We start from the raw sequence: 24,159 nt of genomic DNA on the forward strand, positions 1-24,159 counted from the left end.
CTCATTGGACCTGGTAGTTCGGGTTGGCGATCGCATCGGGAGCGGCGAGCGGACGCTGGATAGCATCTTCCAGACGGCCGATGGCCTGCTGCATCTGGAGTTCGGCATCCTGCTGCGCAAGCCGCGCTGCAAGCTCAGTCCGTTCGGCAAGCGTTAGCGCCATGCGGTCAATCTGTCCGGCTTCGAAGGCGCGTCGTGCTGCACGGAGCTGGCGGCCTTGCGCACTGACCTGCTCCGCATTGCTTGTCACGATGCGCTGCGTGGCTTGATAGGCTGCGATGGCGGCATCGGTTTCGCCTAGCGCCCGGGCTTCAAGCCGCTTGAGCTGGGCTTCGGCTTCCAGTCGTCGCGCCCGCGCCTCTGCGATCGGCCCTTCGTTGCGATTGAAGATTGGCAGCACGAGATTGGCAAAGTCGAAGCCAAGCTTGTGCAGGCCTTGGTCAAAGGTATAGCCAGGGCCGAGATGGATGTCCGGATATTGCCTGGCGATTTCCAGCTGCAACGCGGCCTGACTGGCCTCGTATTGCGCTAGCCCGGATAGCAAGTCGGCCCGGTTCAGCAACGCCTGCAGCCGGATTTCCGGGGCCGGGACCGATGCATGAGGTGTCCCGAACTCCGCAAGGTCGATATCCAGGCCATTGAGCGCGCCCGGCCGCAACCCAAGCACATTGGCTACCTGGATCCTGGCGGCGACAGCCTGCCGCTGCGCGTCCAGCAGGTCCACCTGGGCCTGGATAAGAGCCAGGCGCTGCTGATTCAGCTCCCATGCCGAGGCCTCGCCCAGATGGACGCGCTTGTCCAGGATGGCATTCATGCGTTGGAACTGTGCCAGCTGCTGCTCGAGAAGCGTCGTGCGCGCAGTCGCAAACCACAGGTTCAACAGCTGGGTCCGTAGCTGGCTTCGCACGCTCCAGGCCACATTTGCCACGTCGTCGCGCGCCGCGCTTGCGAGGTGCGTCGCCTGGTCCATCCGGTAGCCGCGCTTGCCGGCAGTCTGAATCGGGATGTCCAGCGCAATGCCTAGCGTCCATGGCGAGTCCCCGTCCTTGGGATTCAGGGTGCCCTGCAACGGCAGCTGCAGCGACGGATTTGGCTGCTGCGCGGCGGTCGTCATGCTGGCTTCCGTGCTCGCCAGCCTGGCACGCGCGATGTCCAGGTCCGGGTTGTAGTAGAAGGCGGCAAGAGTCAGGGTATCCAGGTTCCAGCGGGGTGATGGCCGGCCGGCGCTTGAGGGCGGGGAATGCCGCGCAATGAAGTCGCGCAAGCCTGCCGATGCTAGTGAACGCTCGTCAATTGTGTTGGCAATCGAGCTGGCAGAGATTGGGCGTGCGTCATAGTGGTCGAACGCGCAAGCAGAAAGGATCGCGCAGCATACCGGGAGGAGCCATGCCCGGGACGAGGCTAGAATCCGGGGCATCGAGCCCGGTCGTGCCGTCTGCGTGGCATTTGCGTCATTCATTCCTCGGCTCCTCTGGTCGATTCGGTCGTCCGATTCAGACCCCCATGAGGTGAGCGGGTGTTGGTCTCGGGATGGTGGTTGGCAACAAGCGGGGGCGAGAATATGGAGCGAAAATTAGCGAGGACTTAGCTGGGGGCAAATCGAAGTGACTTATGCGGTAGTGCCCGCTAAGTCTCCGCTAAGTCCCCGCTAAGTCTGCACTGAGACGCTGCGCACGGGCATGCATGGACAACCAATTGAAAATGGGGAGCGGATGCGAACGCTACTGGTAGAAGATGACCCCCTCATCGGAGAGGCCATTTGCCAGACTCTGCGGGACGCGGGCTATGCGGTGGACTGGACGACGGATGGCCGACAGGCCGCTACGGCGCTATGCACCCAGCGCTACGAGGTGGTTCTGCTGGACCTGGGGCTTCCCGGAAAAGATGGCCTCGAGGTACTGCGCGAGGCACGCAGGAACGGAAATGCGGTACCGGTCCTCGTCATCACGGCACGCAGCGCGGTAGAAGACCGCATTGCCGGCCTGGACCTCGGCGCGGATGACTATCTGGTCAAGCCGTTTCACATCGGCGAGTTGCTGGCCCGGCTGCGTGCCCTCACGCGGCGGCAAGGCCAGGAGATCTCCCCAATCCTTTGCAACGGCACGCTCTCGCTGGACCAGGCCAGTCACGAGGTTTGGTACCAGGGGATCCAACGCCAGCTGTCGGCTCGCGAATTTGCGCTCCTGCGCGAGTTCCTGCTCCGACCCGGCGTCATCCGCTCCCGCAATGAACTCGAAGAGCGCCTCTACGGCTGGAACGAGGAAGTCGAAAGTAACGCTATCGAATTCCTCATCCATGGGATCCGCAAAAAGCTCGACGCGGGCGTCATCAAGAATATCAGGGGGGTGGGATGGATGGTGCCAAAGGCGGGGTGAACCGTTCACTCCTATGGATGTTGTCCGTCTCGATCTGCGGCACGATCCTGGTCATCGGGCTCGTGGCGGCGGCGGCGTCGTTCTGGTTCGCCTTAGAGGAGGCGCGCGACCTGCAGGATGACGAGCTCAGGGAGATCGCCTGGCTGGTCTCGCCGGGCGATGCCAAGGCGCTGTCTTCGCAAGGCGGGTTTGCGCAGGCCGATGAGCCAGAGATGCGCATCTGGGTGCTGAAGGTATCCAAGCTAGCCACCCGCGTGGTCACGCCGGACCTGTCGCTGACCCTGCCAGGCGAGCTATCCGATGGTCTGCACACCATTGATTCGCACGGGGAATCGTGGCGCATCTACGTCAGGCCGCTGAGCGCGGAATATGGCCTGGCAGTCGCGCAGCGAACCTCGGCGCGAGACGAGATTGCGCGCGACAGTGCGCTGCGCACGCTGATTCCGCTGTTATTCGTGATCCCTGTCCTGATACTTCTGGCGGCAATCCTGATCCGGATCCTGCTAGGGAAAGTGCAGCAACTCGCTGCGGAGGTCGACAAGAAGGGCGACACGGATCTGGCGCCGCTGGTCGCGCAGGCCGTGCCATCGGAAATCCTGCCGTTTGTCAGTGCGACCAACAGGCTGCTCGGGCGATTGCAGTCGGCCATTGCGCAGCAACGCCAGTTCGTCGCCGACGCGGCGCACGAACTGCGCTCGCCGGTGACGGCGATGACGCTCCAGCTTGAGAATGCGCTGACTGTCGAAGACACTACCAACGCAGCCCTGGCTCGCCTCGCGCCTCTGGGGAAGAGCATTTCGCGCATGCGCTCCCTGGTCGAACAATTGTTGTTGCTGGCTGAGCAGGATGCAGGGCCGCCAACGGTCAGTCACGACATCGACACCAAGGCTGTGGTCATCGATGCGCTTGGGGAGATATTCCCGTTCGCGGATTCCAAGGATATCGACCTTGGCCTGGAGGTCGGTGAGGCGCTGACGATTCGCGGGAATCAGGAAGACTTTCGCGTGCTGGTCCGCAATGCCATCGACAATGCGGTCCTGTACACACCACCTGGTGGCAAGGTTGATGTACGGCTGTATCGAATGGCCGACGCCGCCATATTCGAAGTGGAAGACACGGGGCCGGGCATCCCCGAAGAGGAGCTTGCCCGCGTGTTTGACCCGTTCTATCGGGTTGTCGGGTCGGGGCAGCCGGGAAGCGGGCTTGGGCTGGCTATTGTCCGGAGCGCGGCGGCACGCCTGCGTGGCCACGTCAGTCTGCATACCCTCGCGTTGAACGGCAAGGCAGGCTTGCTGTTCGTGTACATGCAACCCCTCGCAGGCAATTGAAGGCGAGCCGGCATTGCCGGGATCCGCGCCATGGCGCGTGCCCGTGCGCCGGGCGTTGACACGTTCATCGAGGCGTTGACCACCTGCATCTCCCGCGTGGACAATGGGGCTAGCCTTGCCCTCTGTCAGAACCGAGAGAATTGCCGCATGCCTTGCGCCGTTGCCGTAGCCGTAGCTGTTGCCGCCACCTCCGGCAAGCATTCCCTGTCGCAGCGCCTTGAGCGCGAGCGCATGCACGGCCTGACGGAGCGCGCCAGGCCGTTTGCCAGCCGGGCCGGCTATGCCAGCTTTGTCGCGGCGCCGTACTTGCTCCAGCGGGATATCGATCTTGGATGACGCCGACGCTGCTTCGCCGATGCCTCGTCCCAACACGAGCGACCCGCCGCTGCGGCTGGCGCGCACCCGCACGGCACGCGCGCTATTGACCGCGCTGGCGCTGCTGAGCCTCGGCGTAGCCATCCTCGGGCTGTTCGTGCCCGGCCTGCCCAGTACCGAATTCATCCTGCTGTCCGCCTGGGCCGCGGCCAAGGGGTCGCCGCGCCTGCATGCGTGGCTGCTTGGCCATCGCGTGTTTGGCCCGATGCTCTACAACTGGCACAACGGCCGCATGGTGAGCCGCCGCGCCAAGTGGAGCGCCACGGTGGCCATGAGCCTCTGCAGCGCCGTGCTGCTGTTCGGCATGCATCGGCCCTGGCTGGCCTACGGGGCGATTGCCTGCATGGCTTGCGTGCTGGTGTGGCTGTGGCGCCGGCCCGAGCCGGTGGCTTGATACGGGCGCCGCGCCCAATGCACCCCAAGCGCCCCAAGCGCCCTACGCGGTCTGTGTTTCGCGCGGCCTGGCCTTCTTTGCCGCCTTCACCGGCCACGCCAGCATCGCGGTAGCCGCCAGCGATTCCAGCGCGGCGCGCGACGCGCCATCGCGCGCCTGCATCGACATCCCCTGCATTACCGTGTTGAAGAATTTGGCCAGCGCGGACGCATCGGTGCCGGCCGGCAGTTCGCCGCGCTGGATGCCCTGCTGGATGCAGGCCTGCATGGCTTGCTCCTTTTCCTTGCGGCGCTCGCGCAGCGTGTCTTCGATATAGGCGCAGTCGGCCGAGCAACTGGTACCGGTCATCAGGAAGCAGCCGGCGGGGTTGCCCTTGGCGCTGAACAAGGCGGCCGCGCCGGCGAGCAGGCCGTGCACGGCGTCATGCGCGCTGCCAGCGCCTTGCAGCGGCGCGTAGAGCAGCGCGCCGTGGGTATCCGCATAGCGGTCCACGGCTTCGTAGAACAATTGCTCCTTGCTGCCGAACGCGGCATACAGGCTGGGCGCGGTGATTGCCATGGCCTCGGTGAGCGCGGAGATCGAAGTGGAGCTATAGCCATAGCGCCAGAACAGCGACAAGGCCTGGCCCAGCGCCTCGTCGCGATCGAACTGCCTGGGCCGCCCGCGGCCCGCACCGGAAACACTCTTTTTCATAGTGGTCATTATATTTTTCCGTTGCCAGTGACGCCAGTGGTGATTAGTATAGTGATCGTTCAATAAATTGCTGCGCCGCAGTCGCTCGCCATGATCCCTTATTCCCTGCTTGACCTGTCGCCCATCGTGGAAGGCGGCGACGCCGGCCAGGCCATGCGCAATTCGCTCGCGCTTGCCCAGCACGCCGAGCGGATGGGCTACCGCCGCTTCTGGCTGGCCGAGCATCACAACATGCCTGGCATCGCCAGCGCAGCCACGGCGGTGCTGATCGGCTATGTCGCCAACGGCACTTCCACCATCCGCGTGGGTTCGGGCGGCATCATGCTGCCCAACCATTCACCGCTGGTGGTGGCAGAGCAGTTCGGCACGCTGGCGTCGCTCTTCCCCGGCCGCATCGACCTTGGCCTGGGCCGCGCGCCGGGCACCGACCAGTCCACCGCGCGGGCGCTGCGCCGCAGCGCCACGCAAGATACGGCCGATGCCTTCCCGCAGGACGTGGAGGAGTTGCAGGCGTACTTCGACGATCCGCGTCCCGGCCAGCGCCTGCGTGCGGTGCCCGGCGCGGGCCTGAAGGTGCCGTTGTGGCTGCTCGGGTCCAGCTTGTTCAGCGCGCAGTTGTCGGCCGCGATGGGCCTGCCTTTCGCGTTTGCCTCGCACTTCGCGCCGGGCTTCATGCGCCAGGCGGTGGACCTGTATCGCAAGACCTTCCAGCCGTCCGAGCAACTGTCCAAGCCGCATGTGATGCTGGGCCTGAATGTGTTCGCGGCGGATTCGGATGCGCAGGCTCGGCGTCTGTTCACGTCGCTGCAGCAGCAATTCCTGGCACTGGTGCGCGGCAGCCCTGGCCCGATCCGGCCCCCGGTGGACAATATCGAGCTGCTGTGGACGGAAACCGAAGCCACGCATATCCGGCGCTCGCTGGCGTGCTCGGTGGTGGGCGATCCGGAAGGCGTGCGCAACGGCTTGCGCGCCTTCGTCGAGGAACTGCAACCCGATGAGCTGATGCTCACCGCGCAGATCTACGATCATGAAGCCCGCCTGCGCTCCTTCGAGATCGCGGCGCAGGCCATGCGTGCGGTGGAATTGCCGGCCAGGGTCACGATCTGAAGCGCGGATTGCGCGGAACCTCTCAGAGGTGCTTGTAGAAGAACACGTCGCCGCGGTGAGGCTGGTTGACAGGCATCGACAGAATAATCGGTGCCAAGGATCTGTCCTTCGCCGTCCTGCGCGATCAGCAGCACGCGCTCGCCACGCGCGACGCCATCGGCCACGCCGCGCCAGAACTGCGTGGCCTTCTCGCGCGGCAGCGCCAGCATGAAGCTCACCGACGCGCCACCCTCCACGCAATCGATCAGCACGTCGGCCAGCGGCTCGATGCAAGCGGCGGCTTCACCGGCGCCGGCACGCCGCACGGTGATGTGTTCGGTCATCCCGGTCATCCGATTCATCGGAGAAGAGCCACCACGCGAACACTTGCCATCGGGTGATAGGCCGGCGTGCCCGCATGCGCGAGGGTCGGTGCTGGGTCGGTGCCGGTCAAGGCTCCAGCACAGGGACTTGGCTGTCAAGGGGCCGGCTTTCAACGGGCTGCCTTGTCAGCAGGAGCGGCCCTTCTTCGCTGAACAAAGGGCTCAGGCATGCCGCGGCGATCAGAACCTTGGCGTCAGCATGAAAGAAAAAAGCCCGCTGCCGGTGTGGCGCGGGCTCACTCTTGCTGTCTGGGTGGCTCCCCTCTCCCGCGTGCGGGAGAGCAACCGTGTCAAGTGGGGTCGGGGGAGAGGGCGGGCGTTGGATGTGGTGTTGGCCTGCTTGACGTCAAAAGGTCAAAAGGTCAAAAGCTCAACTGCTTAAAGTCAAAGGCAGTTTCACCTCTCCTGCGGGGAGGCGACCTACTTTCTTGTCTCGCCAAGAAAGTAGGCAAAGAAGGCGACCCGGATGCGGCGAAAGACTCCTCGTCGGCAAGCCAAAAGAGCGGCCGGGACCCAAACTCACATCGCCTTAGGGCGATGCTCAGACATGGGTCCCTCTTTTCCGCTCTTTTGGCTTGCCGACGAGGCGCCGCATAACGGGAGATTCAAACCTTGACGGCTCGCTTCGCATCGCGCTTGGGCGATTTCCGCCTGGGCGGCGGAAATCACGGCTACCACAATTGGTTGATCTTGCCGCCGGTTTGCTCCCCTCTCCCACTTGTGGGAGAGGGGCTGGGGGAGTGACTGCCGTCGTCATGGCCAACGGCTTTGGCCCATCCCTGTCAGCTTCGTTCGGCGCTTGGAAGTCGCTCTACCTTAAGCAGCCAGCCGGAACGACGCCACCGAACGCATCATCGATTGCGCCTGCTCGGCCAGTGCTTCGGCCGCGGCGGCGGCCTGTTCCACCAGCGCCGCGTTCTGCTGGGTCACCGTGTCCATCTGGTTGACCGCCTGGCCAACCTGCTCGATGCCGGCGCTCTGTTCGTTCGATGCCGCGCTGATTTCGCCCATGATGTCGGTCACGCGTTTGACCGCGCCAACAATGTCTTGCATGGTCTGGCCGGCCTTGGCGACCAGCGCGGAGCCGTTGTCCACCTGGGCCACCGAGTTGTCGATCAGGCCCTTGATCTCCTTGGCGGCGGTGGCCGAGCGCTGGGCCAGGCTGCGCACCTCGCCCGCCACCACGGCAAAGCCGCGGCCTTGTTCGCCGGCGCGCGCTGCTTCCACGGCGGCATTCAGCGCCAGGATATTGGTCTGGAAGGCGATGCCTTCGATCACGCCGATGATGTCGACGATCTGGCGCGAGGCGCCGTTGATCTCGCCCATGGTGGTCACCACCTGGTTGACCACCTGCCCGCCGCGATGCGCGATATCGGAGGCGTTGACCGCCAGGGAGCTGGCCTGGCGCGCATTGTCCGCGTTCTGGCGCACGATGCCCGTCAGCTCTTCCATGCTCGATGCGGTCTGCTCCAGCGCCGAGGCCTGTTCCTCGGTGCGTTGCGACAGGTCGGTATTGCCCGCGGAAATCTGCTGCGTGGCGGAGGCGATCGAATCCGCCGCGCCGCGGATCTCGCCGAGCGTGCCGGACAGGCGCTGCTGCATGCGCTGCATGGCCGCCAGCAGGCTGTGCTCGTCGCCAGCGCGGATGCGTACCGGCACCGTGAAGTCGCCGTCGGCGATGCGCGTGACCACCTCGGTGGCGTAGGCCGGCTCGCCGCCCAGGCTCTTGCGCACGGTGCGCATGATGGCCAGCATGAACGCCGATACCAGCGCGCCGATCAGCAAGGTGCTGATGGCCGCGGAGATCAGGTTGTCGCGGAAGCTGCTTTCGATGTCCTTGAGGAACACGCCGGTGGCCACGTGCCAGTCCCAGGCCGGCACGTAGCGCACGTAAGTCAGCTTGAGCGCGGGCGTTTCGGTGCCCGGGATGCGGCCGCGATAGGTGGTGAAGCTGTTGTCGGGGCTGGCGCCGGCGCGCGCGCCCGCTTTGCCGGCATCGACGATGCTCTGGTACACCAGCTTGCCGTCGGGGTCCTTGAAGTCGCCCACGACCTTGCCTTCCATCTGCGGCAGCCCCGGGTTGAGCACCACTTGCGGCTTGGAGTTGAGCAGGAACAGGTAGCCCTTGTCGCCGAAACGCATCTCGCGCAGCGCATCCTTGGCCGCGACCTGCGCGTCCTCAGTGCTCATGGTGCCCTTGGCGGCGCGGTCTACATAAAGCTTGACGATGCCTTCGGCGGTCGCCACCAGCGACTGCAGGCTCGCGCGGCGCTCGGCCATCATGGTGGCACGGGTGTCCACGGCGCTCCAGGTGCCCAGCGCGAGCAGGGCCAGCCACATTGCCACCAGCGCGGCCCAGAGTTTGGCGTTCAACGAAATTCGATTCATGATCATGCTTACCGGGAACGGGCAGCCGTTCGCGCCGGCGGCGCGGCATCGGCCTGACCTTGGTGTTGACAGACAGGCACAGGCGACACGATTCCGCTCGCTGCGCATAGCCTGGCCACAGCCGGTTAACGACCCACCACCGTTGGGACTTGAATGGGTGGAGATGAAGTGACCTAAGGTAAACCCAGCCCTGGATCGGCAAGGTTTCCGATCTCTGCCTACAATGTGCTTTAAGCCGCGCCTGGATGACGGGCGGCTCAACGCAACCCGCGGAGCAAAACGCATGACCTCAAGCATCACCACACGCAAACTGGGCAGGTCCGGGCTGGAAGTCTCGCCCCTGGCATTTGGCGGCAACGTGTTCGGCTGGAGTGCCGACGAGTCCACCTCTTTCAAGCTGCTCGATGCCTTTGTCGGCGCCGGGCTCAACTTCATCGATACGGCCGACGTGTACTCGCGCTGGGTGCCGGGCAACCAGGGCGGCGAGTCCGAGGCCATCCTCGGCAAGTGGTTCAAGCGCAGCGGCAAGCGTGCCGAGGTGGTGCTGGCCACCAAGGTGGGCATGGACATGGGCGAGGGCCGCAAGGGCTTGTCGCGCGCCTATATCGAACGCGCCGTCGACGCGTCGCTGCAGCGCCTGCAGACCGACTACATCGACCTCTACCAGTCGCATACCGACGACCAGGATACCCCCCTGGAAGAAACGCTGGACACCTACGCCCGCCTGATCAAGGCCGGCAAGGTGCGCGCCATCGGCGCCTCCAACTACAGCGCGGCGCGCCTGGCCGAGGCGCTGGAAACCAGCCGCCGCCACAACCTGCCGCGCTATGAAAGCCTGCAACCGCACTACAACCTCTATACCCGCAGCGAGTATGAGGCCGAGCTGGAGCCGCTGGTGCTGCGCGAAGGCCTGGGCGTGTTCAACTACTATGCGCTGGCCAGCGGTTTCCTGAGCGGCAAGTACCGCTGCGAGGCCGACCTGGACAAGAGCGGCGCGCGCGGCCAGAGCGTCAAGGCCTATCTCGATGCGCGCGGCCTGCGCATCCTGGCGGCGCTGGACGAGGTCGCGGCGCGCACCGCCACCAACCCGACGCAGGTAGCGCTGGCCTGGCAGATCGCGCGCCCCAGCATTACCGCGCCGATTGCCAGCGCCACCTCGCTGGCGCAGCTGGACGACCTGATCGCCGCTACGCGCCTGCAGCTGAGCGCCGACGAAATCGCGCTGCTGGATCAAGCCAGCGCCTGAGCGCGCTTACCCTGGAGGAATCAAGGGATGCATGAGAAGAGAATGAGCCACGGCAACAGCGCGGGCGGCAACACGCCGGACCTGAGCGCGGTCAAGGCGCTGGTGTTCGATGTCTTCGGCACCGTGGTGGACTGGCGCACCAGCGTGATCGCGGACCTGGCCGCATTCGGGCAGGAGAAGGGCATCGAGGCCGACTGGACCGCCTTCGCCGACGCCTGGCGCGCCGGCTACGTGCCCGGCATGGAGCGCGTGCGCAAGGGCGAGCGGCCGTGGGCCAATATCGACGTGCTGCATCGCGAGCGGCTCGATGCGCTGCTCGACCAGTTCGGCATCGAAGAGCTCAGCGAAGCGGAGAAGGACTACCTCAACCGCGCCTGGCACCGCCTTTCCGGATGGCCGGATGCCGTGCCGGGCCTCACGCGGCTAAAGCAGCGGTACATCATTTCCACCTTCTCCAACGGCAGCGTGCAGTGCCTGGTCGACACGGCCAAGCATGCCGGCCTGCCGTGGGACGCGGTGTTCAGCGCGGACATCGTGCGCCACTTCAAGCCGGAGGCGGAGATCTACCGGGGCGTGATTGCCTTCTTCGACCTGGAGCCGCAGGAGGTGATGCTGGTGGCGGCGCACAATAATGACCTGCGGCATGGCCGCTCGCATGGGATGCGCACCGCCTATGTCAACCGGCCTACGGAGTATGGCCCGAACCAGTCCAAGGATCTAGCGGCCGAGTCGGACTGGGATGTGGTGGTGAGCAGCTTGACGGAACTGGCGCAGCGGCTGGGCGTTTGAGCGCCTGCGTGCGCTAACTAGCGCACATCGGCCTGGGAAAGCCTGCCTTTGCGGCCTTGCGCTGCACATGGCGCGCGTCCGGCCAGTGCGATCGGGTTTGCCCAAGCCACTCCCTGTCGGATACATTAGGACTCCCGGCCGCCCATACCGCAACCCTGCGGCGCAACAGAGGCCACGCCAGAGCCGGGAGTTGGCGCGCGCCGGCACGGCGGCGCGCCAGGAGACGACAAGGAGACCACGATGGACCTGCGGCAACGCGAGCACATCGACACGGTAGTCCAGCTCACCACCCGCGCCAGCGCGCCGATGGTGCGTGCGCCGGAAACCATCATCCAGAATTCGTGGCGGCGCTGCGTGCATCAGTACGGGCTGGATCCGGCGCGCATGCAAGAGGCGCACATCCTGCCGCAGACCCGGCTGCGCGAGCACCAGCAGCGCATCGACGATTTCGCGCGGATCGCGCGCCACGGGCTGCAGACGCTCTATAGCCAGGTGGCCGGCATGGGCTATGTCGTGCTGCTGACCGACGCGCAGGGCGTGACGGTGGATTACCTGGGCGACGCCAACGCCGATGCCCGCCTGCGCCACGCCGGGCTGTACCTGGGCGCGCAGTGGAGCGAGTCCGGCGCCGGCACCTGCGCGGTCGGCACCGCGCTGGCCACCGGCCAGGCGTTGACCGTGCACCAGGCGGATCATTTCGACGCCACCCATATCCCGCTGACCTGCACCGCCGCGCCGCTGTTCGATTCGCACGGCAGCCTCTGCGCCATCCTCGACATTTCCGCGCTGACCTCGCCGCAAGCCAAGGACAGCCAGGGCCTGGCACTGCAGATGGTACGCATCTACGCCAGCCGGATCGAGAACGCCAGCTTTGTGCGCAGTCACCGCGAAGACTGGATCCTCAAGCTCAATGCGGCCCCGGAGTTTGTCGACGTCAACCCGGAATACCTGCTCGCGCTTGACGCGTCGGGCCGCATCGTTGGCCATAACCGCCGCGCGCAGCAGATGCTGGAGGCCGAGCTGGGCGTGGCCCCGGGCGGCGCGCCGCTGCTTGGCATGCCGTTCGAGTCGCTGTTCGAGGCGCGGCTCGACGAGCTGGGCCGCTTCATGCATTCGCGCCCCAGCGAGCAGCGCGCGCTGGCGCTGGCCCGCACCGGCGCGCGGCTTTACCTGAGCGTGATGCCGCCGGCTCTGCGCTGGCAGCGCGCGCGTGACACCACCGAGCGGGCCACGCCGCTGCAGGCGCCGCTGGCCGCGCTGTGCGGTGGCGATGCCGCACTGCAGCAGCAATTGCTGCGGGCCGCCAAGCTGGTCGATTCGCCCATCAACCTGCTGATCAACGGGGAGACCGGCAGCGGCAAGGAGTACCTGGCCAAGGCCCTGCACCAGGCCAGCTCGCGCCGCGACGGCCCCTTCGTGGCGGTGAATTGCGCGGCGATTCCCGAATCCCTGATCGAGAGCGAGCTGTTCGGCCACCTGCCCAACAGCTTCTCGGGCGCCGGCTCGCGGCCCAAGCGCGGGCTGATCCAGGAGGCGGACGGCGGCACGTTGTTCCTCGACGAGATCGGCGACATGCCGCGCGAGCTGCAGTCGCGCCTGCTGCGCGTGCTGGCCGAGGGCGAGGTGCTTGCCATCGGCGCGGCGCGCCCGGTGCCGGTCAACCTGCGCGTGATTTCCGCCACGCACCATCCGCTGGACCAATTGGTGAGCAGCGGGCGCTTCCGCGAGGACTTGTACTACCGGCTCAACGGCGCGCGGTTGATGCTGCCGCCGCTGCGCGAGCGCACGGACCGGGACTGGCTGATCGGCAAGATGCTGGACGCTGGCGGCAAGCCAGCTACCGTGACCCTGTCGCCCGCGGCGCGCGCGCGGCTGCATGCGCATCGCTGGCCCGGCAACCTGCGGGAGCTGCGCAATGCGCTGGAGTACGCGCGGGCGGTCTGTGACGACGGCCACATCGAGGTGGAGGATCTCCCGGAAGGCATTGGCGAGGGGATGCCCCAACAGGGTTTGCTTCCCGTTTCCGCCAGCGTCCCGCCGGGCAGCGCGGCCGTCGAAGCCGCCTGCGCGCCGGCATTGCCGGCCTCGGGCTTCGACCCGCATCAGTTGCCGCCGGAAGGCATGCTGCTGATGCAATACCTGCGCGCGGCCGGCTGGAACCTGAGCGCGGTGGCGCGCCAGATCGGCGTGAGCCGGATGACGCTGTACCGCCGCATGGCGCGCTACGGCATCGCGTCGCCCAACCAGCGCGACGCGGCGCACTAGCAAGCCAGCGAACATGGCGGCGCGGCTCGCCCGCGCCGCCTTCTCAACCCGGTTCAAGCTCCCCGCTACACCTGTTCACGCCCTGTACACCTGATGCTGTGACACCTGTCACGCTGCGGCCTGCGCACAGCCTGCAATGTCCCGGCGCGCCCCGCGTTTTCTTGGGGTAATCCCGAGTTTTTCCCGCTTCCGACGTGCCTATGCGGGTTGGCACGCCCATTGCGATATGCCTGTCATAACCAGAAAGACAGGAGACAGGCATGGGTGAGCAAGCGCTGGCCGACCGGCCGCTGGTCGGCATCATCGCCAACCCGATTTCCGCGCGCGATATCCGCCGCGTGATCGCCAACGCCAACACGCTGCAACTGGCCGATCGCGTCAATATCGTGCTGCGCCTGCTGGCCGCGCTGGCTGCCTGCGGCGTGGGCCGCGTGCTGATGATGCCGGACCGGGAGGGCATGCGCGTGCTGCTGGCGCGCCACCTGTCGCGCCGCCAGGGGCCGGATGCCGCGCTGCCGGAAGTGGAGTACCTCGACATGCCGGTCACCGCGCGCGTCGACGACACCTTCCTGGCTGCACGCATGCTGCGCGAGGCGGGCGTCGCCGCCATCATCGTGCTGGGCGGCGACGGCACCCACCGCGCGGTGGTGCGCGAATGCGGCAGCGTGCCGATTGCCGGCATCTCCACCGGCACCAACAACGCCTATCCCGAAATGCGCGAGCCCACCATCACCGGGCTGGCCACGGGCCTGTTCGCCAGCGGCCGCATTCCCGCCACGCAGGCGCTGGCCGGCAACAAACGGCTCGACATCACGATTGCCGGCGAAGGCGAGGTGCGCCACGACATCGCGCTGGTCGACGCCGTGATCTCGCACGAGCATTTCATCGGCGCGCGCGCCTTGTGGAAGACCGAGACGCTGGGCGCCGTCTATGTGTCCTTTGCCGACCCGCAGGCAATTGGCCTGTCCGCCATCGGCGGCTTGCTGGAGCCAGTGGGCAGGCATGAATCCGGCGGCCTGGCGATCGAGCTGGCCGCGCCCGGCGAAGGCCGCTTCGAGCTGCGCGCGCCGATTGCGCCCGGCCTGCTGCGCGCGGTGCCCATCGCGGGCTGGGAGCGCCTGACCGACGGCGTTGCGCACCGCGTGCGCCAGCGCGCCGGCATCGTTGCGCTGGACGGCGAGCGCGAGCTGGTGTTCGGCCCGCACGACGAAGTCACCGTGACGCTGCGCGAACACGCCTTCCTTAGCATCGACGTGGCGGCCTGCATGCGCTATGCCGCCGCCGCCGGGCTGATGCGCAGCGGGCGTGCGCCGCCGCAGCAACAGCAACCCCCACCCCAGCCACTCACCGAGCTTTTTACCGCCACCACAAAACCTTGAAGGAGACAGACATGACAGCCAACGCATCCGGTACCACCGGGAACACGCTGCCCCTCGACAAACAGGAACTGCTCGCCGTCTATCGCAGGATGCGCACCATCCGCGATTTCGAAGAGCGCTTGCACGTGGATTTCGGGCGCGGCGACATCCCGGGCTTCGTCCACCTCTACGCCGGCGAGGAAGCCGCCGGGGTCGGCATCCTGCACCACCTGGGCGACGGCGACCGCATCGCCAGCACGCACCGCGGCCACGGCCACTGCATTGCCAAGGGCGTGGACCCGGTGGCGATGATGAAGGAGATCTACGGGCGCAAGGGCGGTTCCTGCAATGGCAAGGGCGGCTCGATGCATATTGCCGACCTGTCCAAGGGCATGATGGGTGCCAACGGCATCCTGGGCGCAGGCGCGCCACTGATCTGCGGTGCCGCGCTGGCCGCCAAGTTCCGCGGCAAGGGCGAGATCGGCATTACATTTGCCGGCGACGGCGCCTCCAACCAGGGCACGTTCCTGGAGAGCCTGAACCTGGCCGCGGTATGGAACCTGCCGGTGATCTTCGTGATCGAGAACAACGGCTATGCGGAATCCACCGCGCGCGACTACGGCACGGCCGTGGACAGCTATGTGGACCGCGCCGCCGGCTTCGGCATTCCCGGCGTGACGGTGGACGGCACCGATTTCTTCGCGGTGCACGAGGCGGCAGGCGAAGTCATCAAGCGGGCCCGTGAAGGCGGCGGCCCGGCACTGCTGGAATGCAAGATGGTCCGTTTCTACGGCCACTTCGAAGGCGACGCGCAAACCTATCGCGCCTCCGGCGAACTCGACGACATCCGCGCCAACAAGGACTGCCTGAAGAAGTTCACCGCCACCGTGACCCAGGCCGGCGTGATCGCGCTGGACGAACTCAAGGCCATCGACGAGCAGGTTGCCGCACTGATCGAGGACGCGGTGCAACAGGCCAAGGCAGCGCCGTTCCCCTCGCCCGCCGACCTGCTGACCGATGTGTACGTCAGCTACTGAGCACAGCCAGCCAGGCATCCCGAATCCCACGGCATAACGAAGACCAAGCACCAATAGAGCACGATCAGGAGACCACACCATGTCCCGCAAATTAAGCATGAAGCTGGCGATCAACGAAGCGATCGACCAGGAAATGACCCGTGACCCGAGCGTGATCATGCTCGGTGAAGACATCGTCGGCGGCGCCGGCGCGGACGGCGAGAAAGACGCCTGGGGCGGCGTGCTCGGCGTGACCAAGGGCTTGTACGCCAAGCACGGCGACCGCCTGCTGGACACGCCACTGTCCGAATCCGCCTATGTGGGCGCGGCCATCGGCGCGGCAGCTTGCGGCATGCGCCCGATTGCCGAGCTGATGTTCATCGACTTCATGGGCGTGTGCTTCGACCAGATCTTCAACCAGGCGGCCAAGTTCCGCTACATGTTCGGCGGCAAGGCCGAGACGCCGGTGGTGATCCGCGCCATGGTGGGCGCTGGCTTTCGCGCAGCCGCCCAGCACAGCCAGATGCTGACGCCGCTGTTCACGCATATCCCCGGCCTCAAGGTGGTGTGCCCCAGCACGCCGTACGACACCAAGGGCCTGCTGATCCAGGCGATCCGCGACAACGATCCGGTGATCTTCTGCGAGCACAAGAATCTCTATGGCTTCGAAGGCGAGGTGCCGGAGAACTCTTACGCAATCCCCTTCGGCGAAGCCAATATCGTGCGCGACGGCAAGGACGTCTCCATCGTCACCTACGGCCTGATGGTGCACCGTGCGCTGGAGGCGGCGGCCACGCTGGCCAAGGAAGGCATCGAAGCGGAGATCGTGGACCTGCGCACGCTCTCGCCGCTGGATATCGACACCGTGCTGGAGTCGGTGGAAAACACTGGCCGCCTGGTGGTGGTGGACGAAGCCAGCCCGCGCTGCAATATCGCCACCGACATCTCCGCGCAGGTGGCGCAGCGCGCGTTCGGCGCGCTCAAGGCTGGCATCGAGATGGTCTGCCCGCCGCACACGCCGGTGCCGTTCTCGCCCGCGCTGGAAGACCTGTACATCCCCAGCGCGGCGCACATCGCCGAAGCCGCGCGCAAGACCGTGAAAGGAGGGAAACACTGATGGCCGAGATCACTCCTATCGTCATGCCCAAATGGGGCCTGTCGATGAAAGAAGGCACGATCAACGACTGGCTGGTCGAGGAGGGCGCGCAGATCACGGTAGGCATGCCGATCCTTGATGTGGAGACCGACAAGATCGCCAATGCGGTGGAAGCGCCGGACGCCGGCACCCTGCGCCGCAAGGTAGCCGCCGTGGGCGACATCCTGCCGGTCAAGGCGCTGCTCGGCGTACTGGCGCCGCCCGAGGTCAGCGACGCGGACATCGACGCCTTTGTCGCCGCCTATGAAACGCCCGCCGCTGATGAAGGCGATGAGGACGCCGCTGCCTCGGCTTACCAGTTCATCGAGGTCGACGGCATCCGCGTGCGCTACGCAAAGCGCGGCGAGGGCGCGGACACGGTGCTGTTCATCCACGGCTTCGGCGGTGACCTGGACAACTGGCTGTTCAACCTCGACGCTCTGGCCGACGCGCACACCGTCATTGCGCTGGACCTGCCGGCGCACGGGCACTCCACGCCCAGGCTGCCGGGCACCACGCTTGCATCGCTTGCCGGATTCGTCGCGCATTTCATGGACGCGCTCGACATCGGCCAGGCCCACCTGGTGGGCCATTCGATGGGCGGCGGCGTAGCCGCGCAACTGGCGGTGGACGCGCCGCAACGCGTGCGCTCGGTGGCGCTCGTATCGCCGGCCGGCCTTGGCGAGGAGGTCAACAGCCAATACACCGAAGGCTTCGTCAACGCGCAATCCCGCCGCGATCTCAAGCCGGTGTTGGAACTGCTGTTCGCCGATGCCGGGCTGGTCAGCCGCCAGATGCTGGACGACCTGCTCAAGTACAAGCGGCTCGATGGCGTAACCGAGGCGCTTGGCGCGCTGGGCGCCAGCCTGTTCGGCGGCGGCAGGCAAACCGAACTGCCTGGCCGCAAGCTCGCCGACACCGGCAAGCCAGTGCTGGTGATCTGGGGCGCGCAGGACCGGATCATCCCCGCGTCGCACGCAGGCAACGCACCTGCCGGCGCCACGGTGAAGGTGTTCGACGATGCGGGCCATATGAGCCAGATGGAGAAGGCCAACGAAGTCAATGCTCTGCTCAAGCGGCATGTAAGTGGCTAACCCCGATTCGACACTTCGGCTTAGCCGTGTTTCCCGCCCAGAAGGCGGGAAACACCTAAGCGCGATGCGAAGCGAGCCGTGAAGGTTCACCAGGCCGTATGGGGCGCCTCTGGATTTCACGAAAAGAGCGGAAAAGAGGGACCCATGTTTGAGTATCGCCTTAAGGCGATGCGAGTTTGGGTCCCGGCCGCTCTTTTCGTGAAATCCAGAGGGGGTGTCGCCCCATCCGGCGCGCCTTCTTTGCCTACTTTCTTGGCAAGACAAGAAAGTAGGTCGCCGCCCCGCAGGGGTGGTGAAACTGCCTTTGACTTTAAGCTTTTGACGTTAAGCAGTTGTAGCTGCAGTTGTAGCTCCAGCCGCCCCAACTTCCAGAAAAACACTCAAAAGGAGACCCATATGACCGAACCCCTATCCGGCCAAGTCGCCATTATCACCGGCGGCGCCCGCGGCATCGGCCGCGGCATCGCCCTCACACTTGCCAAAGCCGGCGCCGACATCCTGATCGCCGACCTGCTCGAAGACGCCATGCGCGAAACCGCGGAAGAAGTGCGCGCGCTCGGCCGTCGGGTGAGCACCCTCAAGGTCGACGTGACAAAGGCCGAGATGCACCGCGCCATGGTGAAGCAAGCACTCGACCAGCTAGGCGGCCTGGACGTCCTGGTCAATTGCGCAGGCGTCATCAGCATCCATCCGGTCGACGACCTCAGCGAGCGCGACTGGGATTTCGTCATGGACGTCAACGCCAAGGGCACCTTCCTTGGCTGCCAGGCGGCGCTGGAACACATGAAAGCCCAGCGCAAGGGCCGCATCATCAACGTCGCCTCCATCGCCGGCAAGGAAGGCTTCCCCAACCTCGCCCACTACAGCGCCTCCAAGTTCGCGGTGGTCGGCTTCACCAACGCACTAGCCAAGGAAGTCGCGCGTGACGGCATCACCGTCAACGCGATCTGCCCCGGCATCGTGCGCACCTATATGTGGGATCGCCTCTCCGACGAATGGAAGGCGCAAGGCGAGTCGGTGGAGGATTCCTGGGCCCGCCACCAGCTCACGCTGATCCCGCAGGGGCGGGCGCAGACCCCGGAAGACATGGGACGGATGGCATTGTTCTTCGCGACCATGGACAATGTGACCGGGCAGTCGGTCAACGTCGACGGTGGCTTCACCTTCCATTGACCGGCACCGGGCCGCGGCGCGGCCCGGAATACGCGCATCCCGCCCCGGCGCTTACCGGCCATGCCATGCCATTTGAAACCCTCTCTCCCGATCCCACCGACCCGGACCCCCTGCACGCCGAGCAGGCGCTGCTGGAGCAGGCATCCGCTGGCCGCTGGCTGGCGCACCTGTGGCAGGCGCCGGTCTCGCTGGTGGTGCCGCGCAGCTACCTGCGCCATGCGCAACTGGAGGCCGCGCGCGCCGACTTTGCCGCGCGCGGCTGCCCGGTCTGGCTGCGCCTGTCCGGCGGCGGCCTGGTGCCGCAGGGCCCGGGCATCCTCAACCTGAGCCTGGCCTACCCCGTGCGCGGCGGTGCCGGCACCTATGCAGAGGCGGTCTACCTGCACCTGTGCGAGGTGCTGGCTGGCGCATTGGAGACGCTAGGGCTGCAGACACACTGGCAGGCCGTGGACGGCTCGTTCTGCGATGGCCGATTCAACCTGGCCTGGGGCCCGCTGGAACACGCCCGCAAGATTGCCGGCACGGCGCAGTACTGGCGCCGCGTGGCGGGTGCCGGGGACCCCAGCCTGCATGTGGTGCTGGCCCACGCCGTGTTGCTGGTCAGCGCCGATCCGCAGGAAATCAACCGCCGCGCCAACGATTTCGAGGATGCCATCGGCAGCGCTCGCCGGTACCGTGCCGACAAGGTAGTCAGCGTGGCCCAGGCGCTGGCGCAAAGCGGGCAGCCGGTGCCGGCGGGCCTGGCCAACCTGACCGCGCAAGCACTTCGTGGGGCGCTGGATGCAACCCCGCCTCGATTCGCGGCACCGCCCCAGCCTTAAGAACCCGTTTCAATTACTCGGCAATCTCCACCAGCGAACTGATGTACCCGACACCGCCAACGCCGTCTTCCTCAACTTCGACGTAGTAAGCCAGCTTGTGGTTGTCCCTTAGCGCCACGCTAGCCGCGTGAGCATTACGAAATCGTGAATACTGAAATGTCTTCCCATCGCCGCAATGCCGGGAGCTTTCTCCGCTTGCGGCACCTTCGGCTGCTCGAACTGGTGGCCAGTGGCGGCTTGCCGGCATTGCAAGGTTTTCAAGCGGCAATGGAGGCGGCGAAAACGGAGGGTCGAAGCGCGTAGCAGGGGTGGCCGCTCGCACAGTGCCGCCACCGAAGGATCGGCTCTCGGCGCAAGCCAGTGCCTGGTATCGATCGGCCGTAAGACAGTGCGGGCGTGGATTCGTCGGTATTGACGATTCCACGCCCGGGCGAGCGTGGCAAACTGTCTGGCGAGACGCTTCGGGGACACCCCGGACCGAACAAGCAACCGGAGACAAGACATGGCGGGACCGTTGGCGGGACTGAAAGTGGTGGAAATGGTTGGGATCGGCCCGGCGCCGTTCTGCGCGATGATGCTGGCCGACCAGGGCGCCGAGGTGATCCGCATCGACCGGCCCCACCCGGCCCAGCCCGGCGAAGCGCCGGCCACCGGCGCGGGCAAGGCACGCTGCGACGTGACGGCGCGCGGCAGGCGCTCCCTGGCCATCGACCTGCGCAAGCCCGGCGCGGCCGAGGTCGTGCTGGACCTGATCGCCAAGGCCGACGTGCTGATCGAAGGCTTTCGCCCCGGTGTGATGGAACGCCTGGGGCTGGGCCCGGACGTATGCCTGGCGCGCAACCCGGCGCTGGTATATGGCCGCATGACCGGCTGGGGCCAGCACGGGCCGCTGGCTCAGGCTGCCGGCCACGACATCAACTACATCGCCATCGGTGGCGCGCTGCACGCCATTGGCCGACCGGGGCAGCCACCCGTGGTGCCGCTCAACTACGTCGGCGACTTTGGCGGCGGCGGCATGCTGCTGGCGTTTGGCGTGATGTGCGCGGTCAACGAGGCGCGCAACTCGGGCGAGGGGCAGGTGGTGGACGCGGCCATGACTGACGGCACTGCTTTGCTGTCGGCCATGATGTACGGCTTCAAGGCCGCCGGGCGCTGGACCAACCAGCGCGGCGACAACCTGCTGGATGGGGCGGCGCATTTCTACGACACCTATGCCTGCGCCGATGGCAAGTACGTGGCGGTGGGCGCCATCGAGCCGCAGTTCTACGCGCTGCTGCGCGAGCGCTGCGGCCTGGACGATCCGCTCTTCGACAAGCAGCTCGACAAGCGCCACTGGCCCGAGCTCAAGGCCCGCATGACCACGCTGTTCCTCACCCGTACGCGCGCCGAGTGGTGCGAGCTGCTGGAAGGCAGCGATGCCTGCTTCGCCCCGATCCTGGACTGGGACGAGGCGCCGCAGCATCCGCACAACCGCGCGCGCGAAACCTTCCTGGAAATCGACGGCGTCATGCAGCCGGCCCCGGCGCCGCGTTTCAGCCGTACGCCGGCCGCCGTGCCCCAGGCGCCGGCCGAACCCGGCGCGCACAGCGAAGCGGTGCTGCGCGACTGGGGTATAGGCGTCGAGGCGATCGACACGTTGCGAAGCTGCGGAGCCATCTGAGCCTGCGCTGCAGCGCAGATTGCCGAAAAAGTTGGGTACGAGCAGTGGCCTCCCCTCGCCCGCAAGTGGGAGAGGGGAGCAAGCCGCACCAGCCTCTGCCGTGTTTAGCCCGCGGGCCCAAGAATCCGCTCGACAAACTCCGGCGCCAGCGGCACCCCGAGGAAGCGCGAGATCTCTACGATCTGTCCGTACAGCATCCATTGTCCGTGGTGCACCGTGCAGCCCTGCTCGCGCGCGGCTTTCAGCAGGGGTGTATCGCCATCCCGCACCACGGCCTCGCAGACCAGGGTGCCTGCGCTTAGCAGTTGTGCCGGCACCGGCATTGCATCGGTATCGCGCAGGCCGAGCGCGGTGGCGTTGACGACTACGTCGAAGCCGGCGGGGTTGCCGTCGCCGGCGCGGATCGAGAGGGACGGCAGCGCTTTCTTCAGGCTCGCGGCCAATTCTGCCGCCTTGTCGGCGGAGCGGTTGTAGATGACCAGCTCGGCCGGGTTCTCGCGGGCGATGGCGTAGGCCATCGACTTGCCGGCACCGCCGGCGCCGAGCTGCAGCACGCGCTTGCCGGCAAGGCTGTGGCCGCGCTCGCGCAGGCCGGCGACGAAGCCGTCGCCATCGAAATTGCCGCCGGTCCAGTGGCCTTTCTCGCGGTCGGAGCGCATGGCGTTGACGGAGCCGACCAGGCGGGCGGTTTCGGTCAGTTCGCCGCAGGCGGCGACCACGGCTTCCTTGTGCGGGATGGTAACGACCAGGCCTTGCAGGTTTTGCGAGGCGGGCGCGCCGGCGAGGAATGCCTGGAGTTGCGCCGAGTCCACATGGAAGGGCACGCAGGCGGCGTTCAGGCCTTGCCTGGCTACCGAGGCGTTGAAGAGTTGCGGCGTGCGCACGTGCGCGATGGGGGCGGCGATGATGCCGACAAGCTGGGTATTGCCGTCGATCTGCATTGCGGATTCTGAGTAAGGTAAAAGAGGGATGCGGGAGGGGGGCGTGAGACGGCGGGACGGATGCGTTCCGTCCCGCCAGTCATGGCGATGGCTCAGATGCCGGCCATGCAGGTGTACTTGATGACCAGGTAGTCCTCGATGCCGTAGTGCGAACCTTCGCGGCCCACGCCCGATTGCTTGACGCCGCCGAAGGGTGCGACTTCGTTGGAGATCAGCCCGGTGTTGACGCCCACCATGCCGTACTCCAGCCGCTCGGAGACGCGCCACACGCGGCCGAGATCGCGCGCATAGAAGTAGCTCGCCAGGCCGAATTCGGTGTCGTTGGCCATGGCCACCACTTCGTCTTCGGTCTCGAAGCGGAACAGCGGCGCTAGCGGGCCGAAGGTTTCTTCGCGCGCAACCAGCATATTGGGCTTCACGTCGGCCAGCACGGTGGGCTCGAAGAACGATTGGCCGAGCGCATGGCGCTTGCCGCCTTGCAGAACGCGGGCGCCCTTGGAGATGGCATCGGTGATGTGTTCCTCGACCTTGAGCACCGCCTTGTCATCGATCAGCGGTCCGATGCGCACGCCGTCTTCCATGCCGTCGCCTACCTTCAGCGCGCGCACCGCTGCCACCAGTTTCTCGGCGAAGGCGTCATAGACCTTGCTGTGTACATAGAGGCGGTTGGCGCAGACGCAGGTCTGGCCGGCGTTGCGGTACTTCGACACGATCGCGCCCTCCACCGCGGCATCCAGGTCGGCATCGTCGAACACGATGAAGGGGGCGTTGCCGCCGAGTTCCATCGATACCTTCTTGATGGTGGATGCCGTTTGCGCCATCAGCGTGCGGCCGACCTCCGTGGAGCCGGTGAAGGTGAGCTTGCGCACCAGGGGGTTGGTGCTGAGCTCGCCGCCGATGGCGGCGGCCGAGCCGGTCACCACCGACAGCACGCCGGCCGGGATGCCGGCGCGCTCCGCCAGCACCACCATCGCCAGCGCGGTCAGTGGGGTTTGCGAGGCGGGCTTGACCACCATGGTGCAGCCGGCCGCCAGCGCCGGGCCGGCCTTGCGCGTGATCATGGCCGCCGGGAAATTCCACGGCGTGATGGCCGCGCAAACGCCCACCGGTTCCTTGGTGACGACAATGCGCTGGTTGCTCACCGGCGCGGGAATGGTCTCGCCGTACACGCGCTTGCCTTCCTCGGCGAACCACTCAATGAAGGAGGCCGCGTAGCCGATCTCGCCGCGCGCTTCGGCAAAGGGCTTGCCTTGCTCGGCGGTCATGATGCGGGCCAGGTCGTCCTGGTTGGCCAGCAGCAGTTCGAACCACTTGCGCAGCAGCGCGGAGCGTTCCTTGGCGGTGCGTGCGCGCCAGGCGGGCAGGGCGCGGTTGGCGGCCTCGATGGCCTGGCGGGTCTCGTCGGCGCCGAGCAGAGGTACCTGGCCGACGCGCTCGCCGGTGGCGGGATTGGTCACTTCGATATGGCGTTCTGCATCGATCCAGCGGCCATCGACAAAGCACTGCTGGCGCAGAAGGGAGGGGTCTTGGAGTTGCAACATGATCTGGTTCCGGTTCCGTAGCGATGTTGGGGGGAGTCGGCGCAGCGCCGTTGACGGCAGGTTAGCAGGATCCGGCGATCTCGTTTGGCCGCCGCGCC

The 24,159-nt window shown here is 66.4% G+C and carries 20 protein-coding genes and 1 pseudogene; 15 read left to right on the plus strand and 6 right to left on the minus strand.

Annotation, left to right across the window (positions count from 1 at the left end; translation table 11 throughout):
- Position 1: 1 nt before the first annotated feature.
- Positions 2-1,264: a TolC family protein gene (locus ACGLHR_RS10940; RefSeq protein ID WP_400093767.1), complete on the minus strand. Its 1,263-nt coding sequence runs from the start codon at positions 1,262-1,264 to the stop codon at positions 2-4.
- Between the two features lie 448 nt (positions 1,265-1,712).
- On the opposite strand from ACGLHR_RS10940, the gene ACGLHR_RS10945 reads away from it, so the two are divergent.
- Genes ACGLHR_RS10945 through ACGLHR_RS10960 form a run of 4 tightly spaced genes read left to right on the plus strand, consistent with a single transcriptional unit; the run spans position 1,713 to position 4,472 of the window.
- Complete coding sequence (locus tag ACGLHR_RS10945) at positions 1,713-2,375, plus strand: response regulator transcription factor (RefSeq protein WP_400093768.1); 663 nt, start codon at positions 1,713-1,715, stop codon at positions 2,373-2,375.
- Entirely contained in the window at positions 2,351-3,703 is a 1,353-nt protein-coding gene (locus ACGLHR_RS10950) for an ATP-binding protein (protein ID WP_400093769.1), read from the plus strand. Before ACGLHR_RS10945 ends, ACGLHR_RS10950 begins: the two co-directional genes overlap by 25 nt.
- A gap of 30 nt (positions 3,704-3,733) precedes the next feature.
- A complete protein-coding gene (locus ACGLHR_RS10955) occupies positions 3,734-4,039 on the plus strand; it encodes a hypothetical protein (protein WP_400093771.1) in 306 nt (101 codons plus the stop codon).
- Positions 4,032-4,472 carry a YbaN family protein gene (locus tag ACGLHR_RS10960; RefSeq protein WP_400093772.1) on the plus strand — a complete coding sequence of 147 codons (441 nt, stop codon included), beginning with the start codon at positions 4,032-4,034 and terminating at the stop codon, positions 4,470-4,472. Before ACGLHR_RS10955 ends, ACGLHR_RS10960 begins: the two co-directional genes overlap by 8 nt.
- A 42-nt stretch (positions 4,473-4,514) precedes the next feature.
- Here ACGLHR_RS10960 and ACGLHR_RS10965 read toward each other — a convergent pair whose 3' ends face one another.
- Positions 4,515-5,174 carry a TetR/AcrR family transcriptional regulator gene (locus tag ACGLHR_RS10965; protein WP_318236791.1) on the minus strand — a complete coding sequence of 220 codons (660 nt, stop codon included), beginning with the start codon at positions 5,172-5,174 and terminating at the stop codon, positions 4,515-4,517.
- A gap of 81 nt (positions 5,175-5,255) precedes the next feature.
- Between ACGLHR_RS10965 and ACGLHR_RS10970 the strand changes: the two genes are divergently transcribed.
- Positions 5,256-6,272: an LLM class flavin-dependent oxidoreductase gene (locus ACGLHR_RS10970; protein WP_400093773.1), complete on the plus strand. Its 1,017-nt coding sequence runs from the start codon at positions 5,256-5,258 to the stop codon at positions 6,270-6,272.
- Positions 6,273-6,315: 43 nt separating this feature from the next.
- Here ACGLHR_RS10970 and ACGLHR_RS10975 read toward each other — a convergent pair.
- Positions 6,316-6,595, minus strand: a pseudogene (locus ACGLHR_RS10975) (GNAT family N-acetyltransferase); the annotation flags it as partial.
- A gap of 855 nt (positions 6,596-7,450) precedes the next feature.
- Complete coding sequence (locus ACGLHR_RS10980) at positions 7,451-9,022, minus strand: methyl-accepting chemotaxis protein (RefSeq protein ID WP_400093775.1); 1,572 nt, start codon at positions 9,020-9,022, stop codon at positions 7,451-7,453.
- A gap of 283 nt (positions 9,023-9,305) precedes the next feature.
- Here ACGLHR_RS10980 and ACGLHR_RS10985 point away from each other — a divergent pair, with 283 nt between their 5' ends.
- The 10 genes from ACGLHR_RS10985 to ACGLHR_RS11030 all read left to right on the plus strand — a co-directional run bounded on the left by ACGLHR_RS10985 (position 9,306) and on the right by ACGLHR_RS11030 (position 21,579).
- Complete coding sequence (locus ACGLHR_RS10985; RefSeq protein WP_400093776.1) at positions 9,306-10,268, plus strand: aldo/keto reductase; 963 nt, start codon at positions 9,306-9,308, stop codon at positions 10,266-10,268.
- Between the two features lie 27 nt (positions 10,269-10,295).
- Positions 10,296-11,057: a haloacid dehalogenase type II gene (locus ACGLHR_RS10990; protein ID WP_400093777.1), complete on the plus strand. Its 762-nt coding sequence runs from the start codon at positions 10,296-10,298 to the stop codon at positions 11,055-11,057.
- A gap of 240 nt (positions 11,058-11,297) precedes the next feature.
- On the plus strand, positions 11,298-13,322 hold the full coding sequence (locus ACGLHR_RS10995) for a sigma-54-dependent Fis family transcriptional regulator (RefSeq protein ID WP_400093779.1): 2,025 nt from the start codon (positions 11,298-11,300) through the stop codon (positions 13,320-13,322).
- A 260-nt stretch (positions 13,323-13,582) separates the two neighbouring features.
- Positions 13,583-14,701 (plus strand): ATP-NAD kinase family protein, encoded by a 1,119-nt coding sequence (locus ACGLHR_RS11000; RefSeq protein ID WP_400093780.1) that lies wholly within the window; start codon positions 13,583-13,585, stop codon positions 14,699-14,701.
- 11 nt (positions 14,702-14,712) lie between these two features.
- Complete coding sequence (locus ACGLHR_RS11005; protein WP_400093781.1) at positions 14,713-15,717, plus strand: thiamine pyrophosphate-dependent dehydrogenase E1 component subunit alpha; 1,005 nt, start codon at positions 14,713-14,715, stop codon at positions 15,715-15,717.
- Between the two features lie 79 nt (positions 15,718-15,796).
- Positions 15,797-16,813: an alpha-ketoacid dehydrogenase subunit beta gene (locus ACGLHR_RS11010; RefSeq protein ID WP_318235684.1), complete on the plus strand. Its 1,017-nt coding sequence runs from the start codon at positions 15,797-15,799 to the stop codon at positions 16,811-16,813.
- Complete coding sequence (locus tag ACGLHR_RS11015; protein WP_400093783.1) at positions 16,813-17,925, plus strand: acetoin dehydrogenase dihydrolipoyllysine-residue acetyltransferase subunit; 1,113 nt, start codon at positions 16,813-16,815, stop codon at positions 17,923-17,925. The genes ACGLHR_RS11010 and ACGLHR_RS11015 overlap by 1 nt, the downstream gene beginning before the upstream one ends.
- A gap of 396 nt (positions 17,926-18,321) precedes the next feature.
- Entirely contained in the window at positions 18,322-19,098 is a 777-nt protein-coding gene (locus ACGLHR_RS11020; protein WP_400093784.1) for an SDR family NAD(P)-dependent oxidoreductase, read from the plus strand.
- 65 nt (positions 19,099-19,163) lie between these two features.
- Positions 19,164-19,919 (plus strand): lipoate--protein ligase family protein, encoded by a 756-nt coding sequence (locus tag ACGLHR_RS11025; protein ID WP_400093786.1) that lies wholly within the window; start codon positions 19,164-19,166, stop codon positions 19,917-19,919.
- Positions 19,920-20,421: 502 nt separating this feature from the next.
- Positions 20,422-21,579 (plus strand): CaiB/BaiF CoA transferase family protein, encoded by a 1,158-nt coding sequence (locus ACGLHR_RS11030; protein WP_400093788.1) that lies wholly within the window; start codon positions 20,422-20,424, stop codon positions 21,577-21,579.
- A 104-nt stretch (positions 21,580-21,683) separates the two neighbouring features.
- On the opposite strand, the gene ACGLHR_RS11035 is transcribed toward ACGLHR_RS11030, so the two are convergent.
- Together ACGLHR_RS11035 and gabD are read right to left on the minus strand one after the other, a co-directional pair.
- Positions 21,684-22,520: a shikimate dehydrogenase family protein gene (locus ACGLHR_RS11035; RefSeq protein WP_400093790.1), complete on the minus strand. Its 837-nt coding sequence runs from the start codon at positions 22,518-22,520 to the stop codon at positions 21,684-21,686.
- A gap of 92 nt (positions 22,521-22,612) precedes the next feature.
- A complete protein-coding gene (gabD, locus tag ACGLHR_RS11040; protein ID WP_318235693.1) occupies positions 22,613-24,061 on the minus strand; it encodes an NADP-dependent succinate-semialdehyde dehydrogenase in 1,449 nt (482 codons plus the stop codon).
- Positions 24,062-24,159 lie beyond the last annotated feature (98 nt).

The sequence above is a fragment of the Cupriavidus sp. CuC1 genome (genome assembly GCF_044627735.1).
Taxonomy (GTDB): Bacteria; Pseudomonadota; Gammaproteobacteria; order Burkholderiales; family Burkholderiaceae; genus Cupriavidus; species Cupriavidus ulmosensis.

Bases quoted from the DNA above. Each gene is read 5' to 3' on its own strand.
- ACGLHR_RS10945 (WP_400093768.1), top strand. From the start codon at position 1,713: ATGCGAACGCTACTGGTAGAAGATGACCCCCTCATCGGAGAGGCCATT.
- ACGLHR_RS10950 (WP_400093769.1), top strand. From the start codon at position 2,351: ATGGATGGTGCCAAAGGCGGGGTGAACCGTTCACTCCTATGGATGTTG.
- ACGLHR_RS10955 (WP_400093771.1), top strand. From the start codon at position 3,734: ATGGCGCGTGCCCGTGCGCCGGGCGTTGACACGTTCATCGAGGCGTTG.
- ACGLHR_RS10965 (WP_318236791.1), bottom strand. From the start codon at position 5,174: ATGACCACTATGAAAAAGAGTGTTTCCGGTGCGGGCCGCGGGCGGCCC.
- ACGLHR_RS10970 (WP_400093773.1), top strand. From the start codon at position 5,256: ATGATCCCTTATTCCCTGCTTGACCTGTCGCCCATCGTGGAAGGCGGC.
- ACGLHR_RS10980 (WP_400093775.1), bottom strand. From the start codon at position 9,022: ATGAATCGAATTTCGTTGAACGCCAAACTCTGGGCCGCGCTGGTGGCA.
- ACGLHR_RS10985 (WP_400093776.1), top strand. From the start codon at position 9,306: ATGACCTCAAGCATCACCACACGCAAACTGGGCAGGTCCGGGCTGGAA.
- ACGLHR_RS10990 (WP_400093777.1), top strand. From the start codon at position 10,296: ATGCATGAGAAGAGAATGAGCCACGGCAACAGCGCGGGCGGCAACACG.
- ACGLHR_RS10995 (WP_400093779.1), top strand. From the start codon at position 11,298: ATGGACCTGCGGCAACGCGAGCACATCGACACGGTAGTCCAGCTCACC.
- ACGLHR_RS11000 (WP_400093780.1), top strand. From the start codon at position 13,583: ATGGGTGAGCAAGCGCTGGCCGACCGGCCGCTGGTCGGCATCATCGCC.
- ACGLHR_RS11005 (WP_400093781.1), top strand. From the start codon at position 14,713: ATGACAGCCAACGCATCCGGTACCACCGGGAACACGCTGCCCCTCGAC.
- ACGLHR_RS11010 (WP_318235684.1), top strand. From the start codon at position 15,797: ATGTCCCGCAAATTAAGCATGAAGCTGGCGATCAACGAAGCGATCGAC.
- ACGLHR_RS11015 (WP_400093783.1), top strand. From the start codon at position 16,813: ATGGCCGAGATCACTCCTATCGTCATGCCCAAATGGGGCCTGTCGATG.
- ACGLHR_RS11020 (WP_400093784.1), top strand. From the start codon at position 18,322: ATGACCGAACCCCTATCCGGCCAAGTCGCCATTATCACCGGCGGCGCC.
- ACGLHR_RS11025 (WP_400093786.1), top strand. From the start codon at position 19,164: ATGCCATTTGAAACCCTCTCTCCCGATCCCACCGACCCGGACCCCCTG.
- ACGLHR_RS11030 (WP_400093788.1), top strand. From the start codon at position 20,422: ATGGCGGGACCGTTGGCGGGACTGAAAGTGGTGGAAATGGTTGGGATC.
- ACGLHR_RS11035 (WP_400093790.1), bottom strand. From the start codon at position 22,520: ATGCAGATCGACGGCAATACCCAGCTTGTCGGCATCATCGCCGCCCCC.
- gabD (WP_318235693.1), bottom strand. From the start codon at position 24,061: ATGTTGCAACTCCAAGACCCCTCCCTTCTGCGCCAGCAGTGCTTTGTC.